Origin of the sequence: Marinimicrobium hydrolyticum, from assembly GCF_030848505.1 — a bacterium.
Classification (GTDB): Bacteria; Pseudomonadota; Gammaproteobacteria; order Pseudomonadales; family Cellvibrionaceae; genus JAVDDU01.
Window position 1 is genome coordinate 159,305 of record NZ_JAVDDU010000005.1, and the last position, 14,757, is coordinate 174,061.

Here is a 14,757-nt window from a genome sequence, read left to right on the forward strand (position 1 = left end):
TCACAGCTATGGTGCACGTTGAAAAAACCATTAATTTTATGGGGATGCGCAAGACTGCGCTGACCATCTCCTTCATTCTGCTGGTAATCTCTATCGGTTCTTTGGTAACCAAAGGGCTGAATCTGGGTCTGGACTTTACGGGCGGTACTCAGTTGGAGCTGGGCTTTGAAGAGCCCGTAAACCTCAACCGGATTCGGGAGGTGCTTGGCGAAACTGGGCTTGAGAATCCAGTAGTGGTCTTGTTCGGTTCCGACACTGAAGTGCTGATCCGCACTCAAGAATCCATGGAGGACGAAGAGCAGCGGCGCATTGAGCGGCGTTTGGTTGAGCTTGACCCACAGGCATCTGTCACCGAAGTTCGCCGCGTGCCCAGTGAAATGGTGGATTTCACGCAGATCGTGCAAGTGAGTGGAGTGAGTGAAGAACAACTGAGAGAGTCGGGGTTGTTTTCCAGAGCGCTGTACGGCTCTGTGCGCTTTGACACTGTGGGTGACTCGGTTGAGGTGGCGGTAGAGCGCTCCCTGGATAACGTTTATATATCCTATCTGATGGACGCGATTGCGGAGGCCACGGACTCACGCCTGGAGCTGCGTCGGAGTGAGTTTGTGGGACCTCAAATCGGTGAGGAACTGCGCGACGAAGGTGGCCTCGGGCTCTTATTTGCGCTGTTCGTGGTCATGGCCTATGTGGCCCTTCGTTTCCAATACAAATTTGCCTTTGGTGCCGTGCTCGCCCTGATCCACGATGTGATTATTGTCGTGGGTATTTTCTCTCTCCTGGGGATGGAGTTCGATCTCACGGTGTTGGCGGCCTTGTTGGCGGTCATCGGCTATTCGTTGAACGACACCATCGTTGTCTATGACCGAATACGGGAAAACTTCCGCTTGATGCGACGTGGTACCACCGAGGAGGTGATCAACAGCTCTCTGACGCAAATGCTCGAGCGGACTCTAATCACGTCGTTGACCACTCTAATGGTTCTGTTAATTTTGTTCTTCATGGGTGGCGAACTGATTCGCGGTTTCTCGGCCGCACTGATCGCCGGTGTGGTGATCGGTACATACTCTTCTATATACATCTCCGCCAACCTATTGGTCAGCCTACAGTTGACCAAAGAAGATCTCATGCCTCCGCCCAAAGAAGGCGAAGATCAAGAGCCAATCGCGCCCTAAATTGGGGCGCCGCCGCTGCCCGAAAATATCATGGGCGGCGGCTGGTATTGGCGTAAAAACTGGTTTATGTTGTCCATCTGTATCCCATAATAACAACGGGCTCTGCCAAGGCCGGTTTGCCCAGATGCCGAAGCAATTGTATGTCCAACCGTATTACCATCAGCGATGAAGAGCTTGGCTCTATGTCCAGCGAGCAGCTGCGTGATCTGGTGGCGCGCTATCGTCGGATTTTTAACGGCAGTGGTTATGGTTTTTGGGAGTGGGATCTCACCACTCATCGCATAGATTGGTCGGGAGGCTTCTGGGAAAGTCTGGGATACGGGGCAGAGGACCAGCGTCGTGTTGCTGATGCTCATCAACTGCCGGACTTTATTCACCCGGATGACCGGGAAAATATGCTCGAAGCGGTGCGCCAGCATTTGCGCAGCGGCGAGCAACTCTACACCTCCTACCGAATTCGCACCAAAGAAGGTGGTTACGTCTGGACTCAGGTTCGGGCCAATTCCATCCGTGACCAATACGGTCGGGCGCTTTACATTTCCGGCGTCAATTTTGATATTACCGAGCTTAAAAACGTTGAAGCGGCACTACGCGAGAGTGAAGCTCGTCAAGCCCGTATTATTCAGGCCTCTAACGACGGGATTTGGGAGTGGTATGCGGACCGGGGCGGTTTTCACTTCTCCAACCGTTGTTGGGAGCATTTAGGTTACAACGAAAAAGACGATTTGGTGAACCGTGGCCAAAATCGTCTCGCGGTCTGGCGCTCTCACATTCATCCCCAGGACTTACCCAAATTCGACGATACCCTGGCCTCTCACATGCGAGGCTCCGGCCCCTTTGATATTGAGTATCGGATATTTGGTAAGGAAGGGGACGTACGCTGGATTCGCGCCCGCGGACGCGCCAGCTTTGATGCCACTGGCAAACCGGTGCGCATGTCCGGCACCAATATGGATATTACTGACGTCAAACGAGCAGAAGAGCGCGTCATGCAGGCCAAGGAGACGGCGGAAAAAGCCAATCAGGCCAAATCGGAATTTCTCTCCAGTATGAGTCACGAATTGCGTACCCCCTTGAACGCCATTATGGGTTACGCCCAGTTGTTCGAGTATGACGTGAACCTGCCTCAACGTCACATGGACAACGTGCGGGAAATCTACAAAGCTGGCCAGCATTTATTGCAATTGATCAATGATGTATTGGATCTGGCCAAGATTGAATCGGGCAAAATGACCGTCTCCCTCGAGCCGGTACTGGTCTCCCGGGTGATCGCGGATTGCTTTACGCTCGTGCAGCCCCAAGCCGACGCTCAAGGCGTAAAGCTCGATGTCAGTTTGAACGGCTTAGAAAGCAGCTATGTGGTGGCTGATAATGTGCGCTTGAAACAAGCACTCATTAATTTGATCAGCAACGCTGTGAAATACAACAAAGTGGGTGGCGAAGTCGTGGTGCGCATGACTGAGCATCAGGACAACCAGCTGCGCATTTCCGTGCGCGATACCGGGCAGGGCATTCCCGCCAACCGCCAGGATGAAGTGTTTCAACCGTTTAACCGCCTAAACGCGGAGCAGTCGGCAGTTGAAGGTTCCGGGGTCGGGTTGGTCATTACCAAGCAGCTAGTGGAAATGATGGCGGGCAAACTGTCGTTTGAAAGTGTTGAAGGTAAAGGCACCGAGTTTTGGATCGACTTGCCGCTGTCCACCGAGTGGAATCAGGATTTGTTGGCGGTGAGCGAGCCTCGTACGAACGAGTTTCAGGCGGCGGAACTCAATGTGGAGGGGCCATGCCGGGTGCTGTATGTGGAAGATAACCCTTCCAATATACGACTCCTACAGCAGTTGTTTGCCCGTTATCCCGAATTGGAGTTGGACGTGGCGGAGGAAGCATTTCTGGGGATTTATAAGGCCCGGAACGATCAGCCGGACGTCATTATTTTGGATATCAATCTGCCTGGCATGGATGGCTATGAGGCGCTGTCAGTGCTCAAGCGTGACCCGATCACCGCGCATATTCCAGTGGTCGGCCTCTCCGCCAATGCTATGCCCTACGATATAGAGCGCGGGAAGAATGCTGGATTTTATGATTACTTGACTAAACCGGTGGAGATTAACCATCTGATCCACACGCTGAACCAGCTCCTCGCCTAAGCACCCATTTCGTATTTCTTTATTATTAAAATCCTGAGCGGTCGCCCGGCAAACTTACCGGTTCGACCGCTCGGTGAGCCGGCGCGTTATTTGATGTGTCCCAAGTGTTTCTCAACTAATTGCAAAATCGGCTTGAACACTTTTGGGCTGCCGCACACGATATGGCCGGTTTCCATATACGATTTGCCGCCTTTGAAATCGCTGACCAGTCCGCCAGCTTCGTGAACCAGAAGCACGCCCGCGGCAAAGTCCCACTCGTTCAGATTCATTTCCCAAAAGGCATCAAAGCGGCCAGCGGCCACATAGGCTAGATCCAGTGCCGCCGACCCGGCGCGCCGAATACCGGCGGTTTGTCCCGCCACATCTTTAACGCAGGCTAAGTAAGGGTCGATATGATCGTAGGCGTAGCCGTCAAAAGGAATACCGGTGCCGATAAGAGCGCCTTCCAATCCCCGTCGTGAGGTCACCCGAATGCGTCGACCATTGAGTGCCGCACCTTTACCACGGCTGGCGGTAAACTCTTCGCGGCGAACCGGGTCCAGCACGACCGCGTGCTCCAATTGCCCTTTGTATTTACAGGCGATGGAAATGGAAAAGTGCGGCATGCCGTGTACAAAATTGGTGGTGCCGTCCAGCGGATCGATAATCCACTCGTAATCGGGGTTTTTGCCGGGCTGATCGCCGCCTTCCTCGCCGCGAATGCTGTGATCCGGGTAGGCCTTGCGCAACTGGCTGATGATCTCTTTTTCCGCCGCGCGATCTACCTCGGTGACGAAATCATTGGGTCGCTTGTTCTCGACCTTGACCAAATCCAGACGCTCGTAAGAGCGCTCAATCAACAGAGCTGCCTTGCGCGCCGCGCGCAGGGCGATATTTAACATGGGTTCCATAGGGCGATCAATCTGTGGCTGCGTGAAAGAACGGACGGGGGGACCCCGCGAAGGGCGCTAGTATAACTTGCACACGGCCCAGGCTCTAGGGGTATACGGCATCAGTGCGCTGATCCATTGCGAGATTGCGGCGAAAACCCGAGGTTCGTGGACGCAACGTTCGTGGTAGAATGCGCGCCTTTTCTGACCCCCGGCCCCGCCTAGGCAATGCGAGGCGCACTGTATTTGTATGAGAGCCGCCCTATGACCGCCAACGCTTTTGATAACATCCGTATCGTCCTGGTGAACACCTCCCATCCCGGCAACATCGGTGGAGCTGCCCGGGCCATGAAAAACATGGGCCTGTCGCGCCTTTACCTGGTGGCACCGAAGGATTTCCCGGCCGAGAAAGCCGTATGGCGAGCCGCTGGCGCATTGGACGTACTGGACCAGGCAGTTGTGGTGGAAACCTTGGACGAAGCCATTGCAGAGTGCGGTTTGGTGGTGGGCACGAGTGCGCGCGGACGGCGTATTCCCTGGCCCTTAGTGGACCCACGTGCGTGCGGCGAACGCTGCTGGCAAGAGGCGCAGAGGCACGAAGTGGCGCTGTTGTTCGGCCGTGAAGATCGCGGCCTGACCAACGAGGAGCTGCACAAGTGCCATTATCACGTGCACATTCCCTCTAACCCGGACTACAGCTCGTTGAACCTCGCCGCGGCTGTTCAGGTTGTCAGCTACGAAATACGTATGGCGCATCTGGCCCAGGAGCAGGGCACGCTTTTGCCGCCCGAGCCCTGGGATGTGCCCCCCGCGCCCAGCCAGGCTGTGGAGCGCTACTACGAGCACTTGCAGGAAACCCTGGAAACCCTGGGCTTTCTGACCCCGGATAATCCTCGTCAGACCATGACCCGTCTGCGCCGTCTATATAACCGGGTACGCCCGGATGAAATGGAATTGAGTATTTTGCGCGGTGTGCTTACCGCCACGCAGAACTACATCTACCACACCAACAAGCGCCTGGAGAAACTCTCGGACGATGAGGGCTAGGGCCTGTCGACGGTGGGCGGGAAAAAATCCCTTGGATACCAGTCAATAGTTGAGTAAAATAGTCGGATATAGAGGGTTCTCTCTACCACCTTCAGCCACGACTGATTCTCACTTACAGGTTCGGCAATGAGACTGACCACCAAAGGCCGCTATGCGGTCACGGCAATGTTGGATTTGGCACTGCACTGCGAGCGGGGGCCCGTCAGTCTGGCGGACATCTCCCAGCGTCAGGGGATTTCATTGTCCTACCTGGAACAACTGTTCGCCAAGTTGCGTCGCCAGCAACTGGTCAACAGCGTTCGCGGCCCAGGCGGCGGTTACCGCCTCGCCAAGACTACCGCAGAGATTTCCGTCGCACAGGTGGTGGATGCGGTCAGTGAATCCCTGGATGCCACGCGCTGTGAAGGTAAAGGGGACTGTCAGCAGGGTGAGGTGTGTTTGACCCACCACCTGTGGGAGGACTTGAGCGCACAGATTCATCGGTTTTTAAGTGACATCTCCCTCGCCGACCTGGTGTCGCGAGGTGATATTCAGGCCGTCAGCCAGCGTCAGGATCAGCGTTTGCCGCTGGACCGCGACCAACAGATAGCGTGTAGCGAAATACAGTAGTGAGTAGTACGAGATGACAGTCAGTCGCCCGTCGGGCGCGCCACAAAGGCCCATATACCTGGATTACGCGGCCACGACCCCGGTGGATGAAGCAGTGGCCGAGCAAATGGTCCAGTGCCTGACTCGGGAGGGCAACTTTGCCAATCCAGCGTCCCGCTCGCACCTCTACGGCTGGCAAGCCGAGGAAGCCGTAGAGCAGGCGCGCCTCCAGGTGGCTGAGCTAATCAATGCCGACTCCCGGGAAATCGTTTGGACCAGCGGCGCTACCGAGGCCGACAACCTGGCACTCAAGGGCGCCGCAGAAGCGCGCCGACGCGCCGGTAAAAGCGCCGGACACTTGATTGTCTCGGCTATTGAACACAAAGCCGTGCTTGACGCGGCCCAGTGGCTGGCCGAGCAGGGCGTGCAGGTCACGTACCTGATCCCGAACCGGGACGGCCGGGTCGATGTGCAAATACTGAAAGACGCGTTGCGGGAAGATACTTTCCTAGTAAGCATCATGCACATCAACAACGAGATAGGCAGTATTAATGATATTGCCCAGTTGGGGGCCGTTTGCCGCGAACACGGTTGCCTGTTTCACGTGGATGCGGCACAAAGCAGCGGGCGTGTGCCTTTGGATGTAGTGGCACAGTCGGTGGATTTGATGTCGCTGTCCGCGCACAAAATGTATGGCCCTAAAGGTGTCGGCGCACTCTATGTACGCCGCCATCCGGACGTAGTGATTGCGCCGCAAATGCACGGCGGCGGCCACGAGCGGGGCATGCGCTCCGGCACACTGGCCACGCATTTATGTGTCGGTATGGGCAGCGCAGCGCAATTGGCGAAAGACAAAATGGGCAGCGAGCCGAAGCGAATCGCAGCCCTGCGCGATCAACTCTGGCAAGGCATCGCAGACTTGCCCGGTGTGCGGCTCAACGGTCCCGTTGAAGAGCGCTCGTGCGGGCATTTAAACGTGGCCTTCGGCGGCTGCGACGGCGAAATGCTTTTATTGAGCTTACGTCAGTTGGCTGTGGCCACAGGCTCCGCCTGTACTTCCGCCACTATGGCGCCCAGCTACGTGCTTAAGGCCATAGGCTTGAGCGACGAACTGGCTCAGTCCTCCTTGCGTATTAGCTTGGGACGCTACACCACGGAAGAAGAAGTGGCGATTGCAGTGAGCCACATCCGAGAAGTAGTGGAAAAGATTCGGAAATGACCCACAGGGGTGGTGTCAAAGCCACTATGAGACGCGGGGAAAATTCCCGGCAGTTATCATCCCTGTGCGAGCGCAGCCCCAGTTGTGGGTGACGCTAAGTAGTTGATAGATTCCCGCTTACGCGGGAATGACGAGAGGGTTCACGAATGCAGGATTTCTGCGAACCTCAGCACTGGTCATTCCCGCGTAAGCGGGGATCCCGTTAGTCGGTCGGTTGGTAGGTAGCTGATGGATTCCCACCTTCGCGGGAATGACGGATTGGTTAATACGCAGGGTTTTCCTGCCGGTTTTGAAAGTACGTAAATCCAGAGCGTTGCCCTCGGGCAACCCTTCCGGCCGCCAGCCGGACAAGAGGTGAAGTAATGGCTGAAGAGCAAGTGGAAAATTTGATTCGCAAAGAGTACGCGGCCGGGTTTCATACCCTGATCGACTCGGATACTCTGCCACCGGGTTTGAATGAAGACGTGGTGCGTTTCATTTCTGCGAAGAAGCAGGAGCCCGAGTGGATGCTCGAATGGCGCTTACAGGCGTTCCGTGCCTGGCAGGAAATGACTGAACCCAGCTGGGCGCATGTTAGCTATCCGCCAGTGGACTTTCAGGCCATCTCCTATTATTCCGCTCCCAAAAGCATGGAAGATCGTCCCAAAAGTCTGGACGAAGTGGACCCCGAGTTGCTGCGCACCTACGAAAAGCTGGGCATCCCGCTGCATGAACAGGAAGTACTCGCTGGTGTGGCTATGGATGTGGTGTTTGACTCAGTCTCAGTGGTAACCACATTCCGTGAAAAGCTTTCCGAAGCCGGTGTCATTTTCTGTTCCATCAGTGAAGCGGTGCAAAAGTACCCGGAACTGATTAAAAAGTATCTGGGCTCAGTGGTTCCCCAAAAAGACAACTACTACGCGGCTCTGAATTCCGCCGTATTCTCCGACGGTTCTTTTGTGTTTATTCCCAAAGGGGTCCGGTGCCCCATGGAGCTGTCCACCTATTTCCGCATTAACGAGCAGAATACCGGCCAGTTTGAGCGCACGCTGATTGTCGCTGAGGAAGGCTCCCACGTCAGTTATCTTGAAGGCTGCACCGCGCCCATGCGCGATGAGAATCAGATGCACGCGGCGGTGGTGGAGTTGGTAGCGCTGGATAACGCGGAGATCAAATACTCGACGGTACAGAATTGGTATCCGGGCGATGAGAACGGCAAAGGTGGCATTTTTAACTTTGTGACCAAGCGCGGTGTAGCGCACACCAATGCCAAAATTTCCTGGACTCAGGTGGAAACTGGTTCGGCGATTACGTGGAAGTATCCCAGTTGTATCCTGAAAGGGGATAACAGTGTTGGGGAGTTCTATTCGGTCGCGCTAACCAATAATTTTCAGCAGGCTGATACGGGCACCAAGATGATTCATCTGGGTAAAAATACCCGTTCCACGATTATCTCGAAGGGTATTTCTGCAGGCAAAAGCTCCAACGCCTACCGCGGTCTGGTGCGTATGAACCCCGGCGCTGAGGGTGCGCGCAATTACACTCAGTGTGATTCTCTGCTGATTGGCGATCGCTGCGCGGCGCACACTTTTCCTTATATCGAAAGTAAGAATCCAAGTGCGGTGATTGAGCATGAGGCAACGACGTCGAAGGTGAGTGACGATCAGTTGTTTTTGTGTCAGCAGCGCGGTCTGGACGCTGAAAAAGCGGTATCGATGATTGTGAATGGGTTTTGTCGAGAAGTGTTTAAAGAATTGCCTATGGAGTTTGCGGTTGAGGCTGGCAAATTGCTTGAGGTAAGTCTTGAGGGAGCGGTTGGTTAAGTTTTTTCTTTTGTAGTTTGAGTTGGGTTTTCAATTGGAGCTCGGAGGGGCTCGGTAAGGGGTACAGGGGTTCGAGACACGCGGTAAATACATCCCTGTAGCTTGTTTCGGGCATCCATGCCCTCTACAGTCTCGAACCCCTGTACCCCTTACCGAGCTTGAGCTTGGGAGTTTTGGCTTTTTGCGGTTGTAAGACGAAAGGCCTGGGTTGTCCTTAGAGTTTGTACCAAGGGTCAACTGAGCGTCGCACCCGCAGTTACCGCTGAGCCGGGAGGGAAAGTTAACTTCCGGGACTGTAGAGGGCAGGACGCCCGAAACAAGCTACAGGGATGTATTTACCGCGTGTCCCGGAAGTTAACTTTCCCTTCCGGCGGAGTAGCCTTACAAAGCATCAAGCTTGGCAACGATTGAAAGAATTGAGAGTTTCAGAAAGATAAAGTTGTCTGCGTTTTGGTTTTGGATGTGGAGAGGCCCGGTAAGGGGTACAGGGGTTCGAGACACGCGGTATGCCCGATCCAAACTACATGGAAGTATTCACCGCGTGTCCCGGAAGGTAGTTTCCCCTCGCGGCGGAGCGACCTTACGAAGCACCAAGACTACATTCAAAACGATTTAGAAATACAGAAAGGTTAACGTTTCACCCAATGGGAAACCAAAGATTATGTTGAGCATTAAAGATCTTCGCGCCAGCGTCGCAGAACAGGAAATTCTTAAAGGCCTTAGCCTGGACATCAAACCGGGAGAGGTGCATGCCATTATGGGTCCCAATGGGTCCGGCAAAAGCACCCTGGGCAATGTTCTGACCGGCCGGCAAGGTTTCCAGGTTACTGGCGGTAGCGTCACCTATCAGGGTGCCGACCTGCTGGAGCTGGAAACCGAAGAGCGGGCTCGTGAAGGTCTGTTCCTGGCGTTCCAGTATCCGGTGGAAATTCCCGGCGTCAGCAACATGGAATTCCTCAAAGCGGCCGTGGACGCTACGCGCAAACATCGCGACCTGCCCGAACTGTCCTCCGTGGAATTTTTGAAGCTTGCGCGGGAAACCAGTAAAAAAGTCGACCTGGATGCATCGTTCCTAAAGCGCGGCGTCAACGAAGCCTTTTCCGGCGGCGAGAAAAAGCGCAATGAGCTGCTGCAAATGATGCTGTTGGAACCCAAGCTGTGCATTCTCGATGAAACCGACTCAGGGTTGGATATCGACGCCTTGCAGGTTGTCGCCAACGGCGTCAACGCCATGCGCAGTCCAGAGCGCAGCTTTATTGTTGTGACCCACTACCAGCGGCTGCTGGACTACATAGTGCCCGACTTTGTACACGTACTGGCGGGCGGTCGAATCGTGAAATCCGGTGATAAAGAACTGGCCAAAGAACTCGAAGCTAAAGGATATGGCTGGCTGGAACAAGAGGTAGCGTAATGACGGATAAGTCCATAACCGACTTCCAGCAGCAAGCTTTAGTGCTCGCTGGCCAGCAAACAAGCCCCGACTGGCTCGCCGGTTTGCGGGAGCAGGGCGCTGAGCTGTGGTCCAGTGCAGCCTGGCCGAGCCGCAAGACTGAGCATTGGAAGTACACCCCCTTAGCGCCTTTGCAAAAAGTGGGCTTTGGGCGCTGGGCGGATGTAGAGGCTGATTGGCAGGACCAGCAAGAGTGGCTCGACATTGACGCCACTCGGCTGGTATTTGTGAATGGCGTTTTTCATCCTGAACACTCCAGCGAGTTACCCGCCGAAGTCGTTCGCTTTGGTGCGGCGGAAGGTGCGGCCCGAGCCGTGATTGAAAAACATCTGGGCAAAGTTGTGGATGCTGAAAAGCACCTGTTTGCTGCACTGAGCAACGCTTGGACGTCCGACGGCGTGCTTCTGCATGTGCCAGCTAACCAGCGCTTGGAAAAGCCTCTGTACGTGATTCACGTTTCCACCGCTACGGCAGAGCCAGCCACCGCCAACCAGCGCTTGTTGCTGGTGTTGGAAAATGGCGCCCAGGCCGAGGTGATCGAACACTTCGTATCTGGTGCGTCTGAACAGAACGGCTTTGTGAACGGTTTGACCGAAGTGGTGGTGGGAGAAAACGCCGAACTGCACCACTACCGATTGAATCTGGAAGAAGAGAATATACTGCACGTAGGCGGCGTGCATGTGGACCTGCAGCGCTCAGCGCGCTTGCGTGCATTTACCATTGCTCAGGGTAGCCGCCTGAAGCGCATTGATTACCAGGTGAATCACCGGGGTGAGGGTGCGGAGCTGGATTTGCAGGGTTTGTATCTGCCGAGAAACAAGCAGCTGATTGATTACCACACCGAGATTCGTCACATGGTGCCGCACTGCACCAGCAAAGAAGTTTTTCACGGCATTGTGGGCGATTCTGCAAAGGCCGTATTTAATGGCCGGATTTACATTCATCCCCACGCACAAAAAACTTTGGCAGAGCTGAGCAACAAAAACCTGCTGACTTCCAACAAGGCGGAAGTGGATACCAAGCCGGAGTTGGAAATTTACGCCGACGACGTTAAGTGCGCTCACGGCGCCACGGTCAGCCAATTGAACCTGACTGCGCTGTACTATCTGCAAAGCCGGGGCATTCCTCGTGCGGAGGCGGAAGTGATGTTGAACTTCGGCTTTATCAATGAATTGCTACAGCAAGTGGCTCAGCCCGCCGTGCGCGCCTATTTGGGTCCGAGGCTGGCACAACTGTTTAGCCCTAACAGTGAGCTACTGCGGCACCTCAGTTATGAATAAGCGTGTGAACTTGTTTGATGTCGAGCGGGTCCGGGAGGATTTTCCTATCCTGCGGGAGACTGTGAACGGTCATCCGCTGGTGTATTTGGATAACGCCGCCACCACACAAAAGCCTCAGGCGGTCATTGATGCCATCGTGCATTACTACAGTCACGATAACAGCAATGTACACCGAGGTGCGCACACGTTAGCGGCTCGGGCGACGGAAAAATTCGAAGGCGCACGCACGAAAGTGGCGGAGTTTTTAAACGCGCCTTCGACCCAGCAAATTCTGTGGACGCGTGGTACCACTGAAGGGGTCAACTTAGTGGCCAGCAGTTGGGGTCGCAGCAACCTGAAAGCCGGGGACCGGGTACTGGTTTCCGCCATGGAACACCACTCCAACATTGTGCCCTGGCAGATGGCTGCCGCCGCTACCGGTGCTTCGGTGGAAGCCATTCCGGTTGATGAAACCGGCACGCTGGATATGACCGCGCTGAATATCCTTCTCGATGAGCGCGTGAAAATGGTATCGCTTGGGCATGTGTCCAATGCTCTGGGAACGGTGAATCCCATCGAGGACGTCATTGCGTTGGCCCATAAGTTCGGTGCTCGGGTTTTGATCGATGGTGCCCAGGCGGTAAGCCACTGGCCGGTGGATGTGCAGGCGCTGGGTTGCGACTTCTATGTGTTTTCCGCGCACAAATTGTTTGGCCCTACGGGTATCGGTGTGCTGTATGGTAAACGCGAGTTGCTAGAGGCCATGCCCCCCTGGCAAGGTGGTGGCGAAATGATTGAGCGGGTCAGCTTTGAGGGCACCACTTACAATCAGCTGCCGTACAAGTTCGAAGCGGGTACACCGGATATCGCCGGAGCTATTGCACTGGGCGCGGCCATCGACTATCTGAATCAAATGGATCGCACCGCGGCCGCCGCGCACGAGCAAGCGGTATTGGAATACGCGCAAGAGCAGGCCAGTGCGGAGCAAGGTATTAGATTGGTGGGCACGGCCACGCAAAAAGTCAGTGTGATGAGTTTTCTCGTGGAAGGCACGCACCCCAATGATCTGGGTTTTTTGCTGGATCAGCAGGGGGTTGCGGTGCGTACTGGCCACCATTGTGCGCAACCTATTATGGAGCAGTACTGCATTCCCGGAACGGTGCGAGCCAGTTTCAGTTTTTACAATACCATGGCCGAGGTTGATCGGCTGTTTGCCGCCTTACGCAAGGCGCGCGAATTTTTTTAGCAGGAGTCTGTAATGAGTGTAGAGTCCTTTGATCCCAGCACCGAGGTGGTTTCCGTGAGCCCAGCGGCCGTGGAGCACTTTCGTAAGCAATTGCAACAAAATCAAGAGGCGCAAGCGGTGCGCTTGAGTGTGAAAGAGAGCGGCTGTACCGGTTTTATGTACGTGGTCGATCTGGTAATTGAGCCGGAAGCTGAAGATCTGCGCTATCCGCTTGCGCAGGATTTGGAGCTTCTGATTGATCGTGCCAGCTTAAAAGTGGTCAGCGGTACCCAGATTGATTACGTCTCAGAGGGCGTTAACCGCCAGCTCAAATTTCTCAACCCTAACGCCAAAGACCATTGCGGTTGCGGCGAAAGCTTCAGTGTGAATTAAGTTATGGGCGCCAGTGAACGACAAGTGGTAGTGGCTCAAGAGGATTGCCCGGCGCGCCGGGTGCCCGACGGTACGCCCCTGACCATTCCCAAAGACACCTTCGTAACCATTACCCAGTCCCTGGGCGGCAACTACACACTGACCTATCATGGCCAGATGGTTCGCGTTGACGGTAGTGATGCGGGTGCTCTGGGCCTGGAAACACCGGATCTCAACTTTCCGCCTCCCGAGGACGATCAAATCGCCCCCGATCAAGTGTGGCAGGCGTTGGGCAGCATCTATGATCCGGAAATTCCCGTGGATTTGGTTAATCTTGGCCTGATCTACGACGTGCAGATCGATCAGGACAATAAGCAGGTCAATATCACTATGACCCTTACGGCTCCTGCTTGCGGCATGGGCCCGGTTTTGGTCGGTGATGTTGAACATCGGGTTCGCAAGGTGCCGAACGTGAAGAAAGTGGCCGTTGAGTTGGTCTTCGATCCGCCCTGGCAGCGGCACATGATGAGCGAAGAGGCGCAGCTGGAAACTGGACTGTTCTTTTAAAAAACCTGAAATACAACACAGCGAATCCTGGAAGCCCCATGTCCCAATTTGGTACAGACATTACCCCCGACGATATTATTGAAACCCTGGGTTTCTTTGACACCTGGGAAGACCGCTACAAGTACATTATTGACCTGGGCAAGGAGCTGGAACCCCTGCCTGAGGAGCATCGCACCGAAGCCAATCTGGTCCGGGGCTGTCAGAGCCAGGTGTGGCTAGTCCATGAGCAACGGGACGGCCGGCTTTTTTTCCACGCTGACAGTGACGCCTTTATTGTACGTGGCCTTCTGGGTGTGGTTTTGGCGGCCTACAATGGCAAGCCGGCCCGGGAAGTCCTGGATTTCGATATTGAAGGCTATTTTGACCAGCTTAATCTGATCAAGCATTTGAGCCCGACCCGCGGTAATGGATTGCGCGCCATGGTGCAGCGGATCCAGACCATCGCCCAAAGCGAAGCCTAGCCCGGCCTGAGCACCTCCGCAGACCCCGAAAACCGTATAAAACCGCTGCTAAACTGCGTATAATCGCCGCATTTGTCGGCTTCTGGGACGCTAATGGGGGCCGGGTCGCATTATTATCTAATGGAGTGGTATCTAATGGCCGTTGAACAGACTCTGTCGATTATCAAGCCCGACGCAGTGAGTAAGAACCACATTGGGGCGATTCTTTCGCGTTTTGAGCAGACCGGTTTGAAAATTGTGGCGCTGAAAATGCTGCAATTGAGTCGCGAACAGGCAGAAGGCTTCTATGCTGAACATCGGGAGCGGCCTTTTTTCACCGGCCTGGTGGACTTTATGACCTCCGGGCCGGTCTGTGTTCAGGTGTTGGCGGGTGAAAACGCCATCGCCTTGAATCGTCAACTGATGGGCGCCACCAATCCGGCCGACGCCGAACCAGGCACTTTGCGGGCGGATTTCGCTGAAAGCGTGGGCGAAAATGCGGTACACGGTTCCGATTCTCCTGAATCGGCGGCTCGTGAAGTGGCTTTCTTCTTCGAAGCAAACGAGATTTTGGCCCGCTAGGGCTGAGTTTTAAACAGG

At 55.0% G+C, this 14,757-nt stretch carries 14 protein-coding genes; 13 read left to right on the plus strand and 1 reads right to left on the minus strand.

All coding sequences use genetic code 11. The features are described 5' to 3' along the window. The first annotated feature begins 8 nt into the window (after positions 1–8). Positions 9–1,172 carry a protein translocase subunit SecF gene (secF, locus tag RBH33_RS11090; RefSeq protein WP_373568258.1) on the plus strand — a complete coding sequence of 388 codons (1,164 nt, stop codon included), beginning with the start codon at positions 9–11 and terminating at the stop codon, positions 1,170–1,172. A 140-nt stretch (positions 1,173–1,312) separates the two neighbouring features. Beyond that, positions 1,313–3,319 carry a PAS domain-containing protein gene (locus RBH33_RS11095; RefSeq protein WP_306732256.1) on the plus strand — a complete coding sequence of 669 codons (2,007 nt, stop codon included), beginning with the start codon at positions 1,313–1,315 and terminating at the stop codon, positions 3,317–3,319. A gap of 86 nt (positions 3,320–3,405) precedes the next feature. Here the strand turns inward: RBH33_RS11095 and RBH33_RS11100 are convergent, their stop codons facing one another. Then, positions 3,406–4,209, minus strand: a complete 804-nt coding sequence (locus tag RBH33_RS11100) for an inositol monophosphatase family protein (RefSeq protein ID WP_306732257.1) — start codon at positions 4,207–4,209, stop codon at positions 3,406–3,408. A 243-nt stretch (positions 4,210–4,452) separates the two neighbouring features. Between RBH33_RS11100 and trmJ the strand changes: the two genes are divergently transcribed. From trmJ to ndk, 11 genes are all read left to right on the plus strand, one after another. Continuing rightward, positions 4,453–5,235 (plus strand): tRNA (cytosine(32)/uridine(32)-2'-O)-methyltransferase TrmJ, encoded by a 783-nt coding sequence (trmJ, locus tag RBH33_RS11105; protein ID WP_306732258.1) that lies wholly within the window; start codon positions 4,453–4,455, stop codon positions 5,233–5,235. Between the two features lie 126 nt (positions 5,236–5,361). After that, a complete protein-coding gene (gene iscR / locus RBH33_RS11110; RefSeq protein WP_306732259.1) occupies positions 5,362–5,844 on the plus strand; it encodes a Fe-S cluster assembly transcriptional regulator IscR in 483 nt (160 codons plus the stop codon). A 13-nt stretch (positions 5,845–5,857) separates the two neighbouring features. Further along, positions 5,858–7,042, plus strand: coding sequence for an IscS subfamily cysteine desulfurase (locus tag RBH33_RS11115; protein WP_306732260.1), 1,185 nt, complete (start codon positions 5,858–5,860; stop codon positions 7,040–7,042). A 362-nt stretch (positions 7,043–7,404) separates the two neighbouring features. After that, a complete protein-coding gene (gene sufB / locus RBH33_RS11120; RefSeq protein WP_306732261.1) occupies positions 7,405–8,844 on the plus strand; it encodes a Fe-S cluster assembly protein SufB in 1,440 nt (479 codons plus the stop codon). A 661-nt stretch (positions 8,845–9,505) separates the two neighbouring features. Then, on the plus strand, positions 9,506–10,255 hold the full coding sequence (gene sufC, locus RBH33_RS11125; protein ID WP_306732262.1) for a Fe-S cluster assembly ATPase SufC: 750 nt from the start codon (positions 9,506–9,508) through the stop codon (positions 10,253–10,255). Next, the gene (gene sufD, locus RBH33_RS11130; RefSeq protein ID WP_306732263.1) at positions 10,255–11,574 is read left to right on the plus strand and encodes a Fe-S cluster assembly protein SufD; all 1,320 of its coding nucleotides are present in this window, start codon (positions 10,255–10,257) and stop codon (positions 11,572–11,574) included. Before sufC ends, sufD begins: the two co-directional genes overlap by 1 nt. Further along, a complete protein-coding gene (locus RBH33_RS11135; RefSeq protein ID WP_306732264.1) occupies positions 11,567–12,799 on the plus strand; it encodes a cysteine desulfurase in 1,233 nt (410 codons plus the stop codon). Before sufD ends, RBH33_RS11135 begins: the two co-directional genes overlap by 8 nt. A gap of 12 nt (positions 12,800–12,811) precedes the next feature. After that, the gene (locus RBH33_RS11140) at positions 12,812–13,171 is read left to right on the plus strand and encodes a HesB/IscA family protein (protein ID WP_306732265.1); all 360 of its coding nucleotides are present in this window, start codon (positions 12,812–12,814) and stop codon (positions 13,169–13,171) included. Between the two features lie 3 nt (positions 13,172–13,174). Then, positions 13,175–13,717, plus strand: coding sequence for a putative Fe-S cluster assembly protein SufT (sufT, locus tag RBH33_RS11145; RefSeq protein WP_306732266.1), 543 nt, complete (start codon positions 13,175–13,177; stop codon positions 13,715–13,717). Between the two features lie 38 nt (positions 13,718–13,755). Further along, complete coding sequence (locus RBH33_RS11150) at positions 13,756–14,178, plus strand: SufE family protein (protein ID WP_306732267.1); 423 nt, start codon at positions 13,756–13,758, stop codon at positions 14,176–14,178. A gap of 135 nt (positions 14,179–14,313) precedes the next feature. Continuing rightward, complete coding sequence (gene ndk, locus RBH33_RS11155) at positions 14,314–14,739, plus strand: nucleoside-diphosphate kinase (RefSeq protein WP_306732268.1); 426 nt, start codon at positions 14,314–14,316, stop codon at positions 14,737–14,739. The last annotated feature ends 18 nt before the right edge of the window (positions 14,740–14,757 follow it).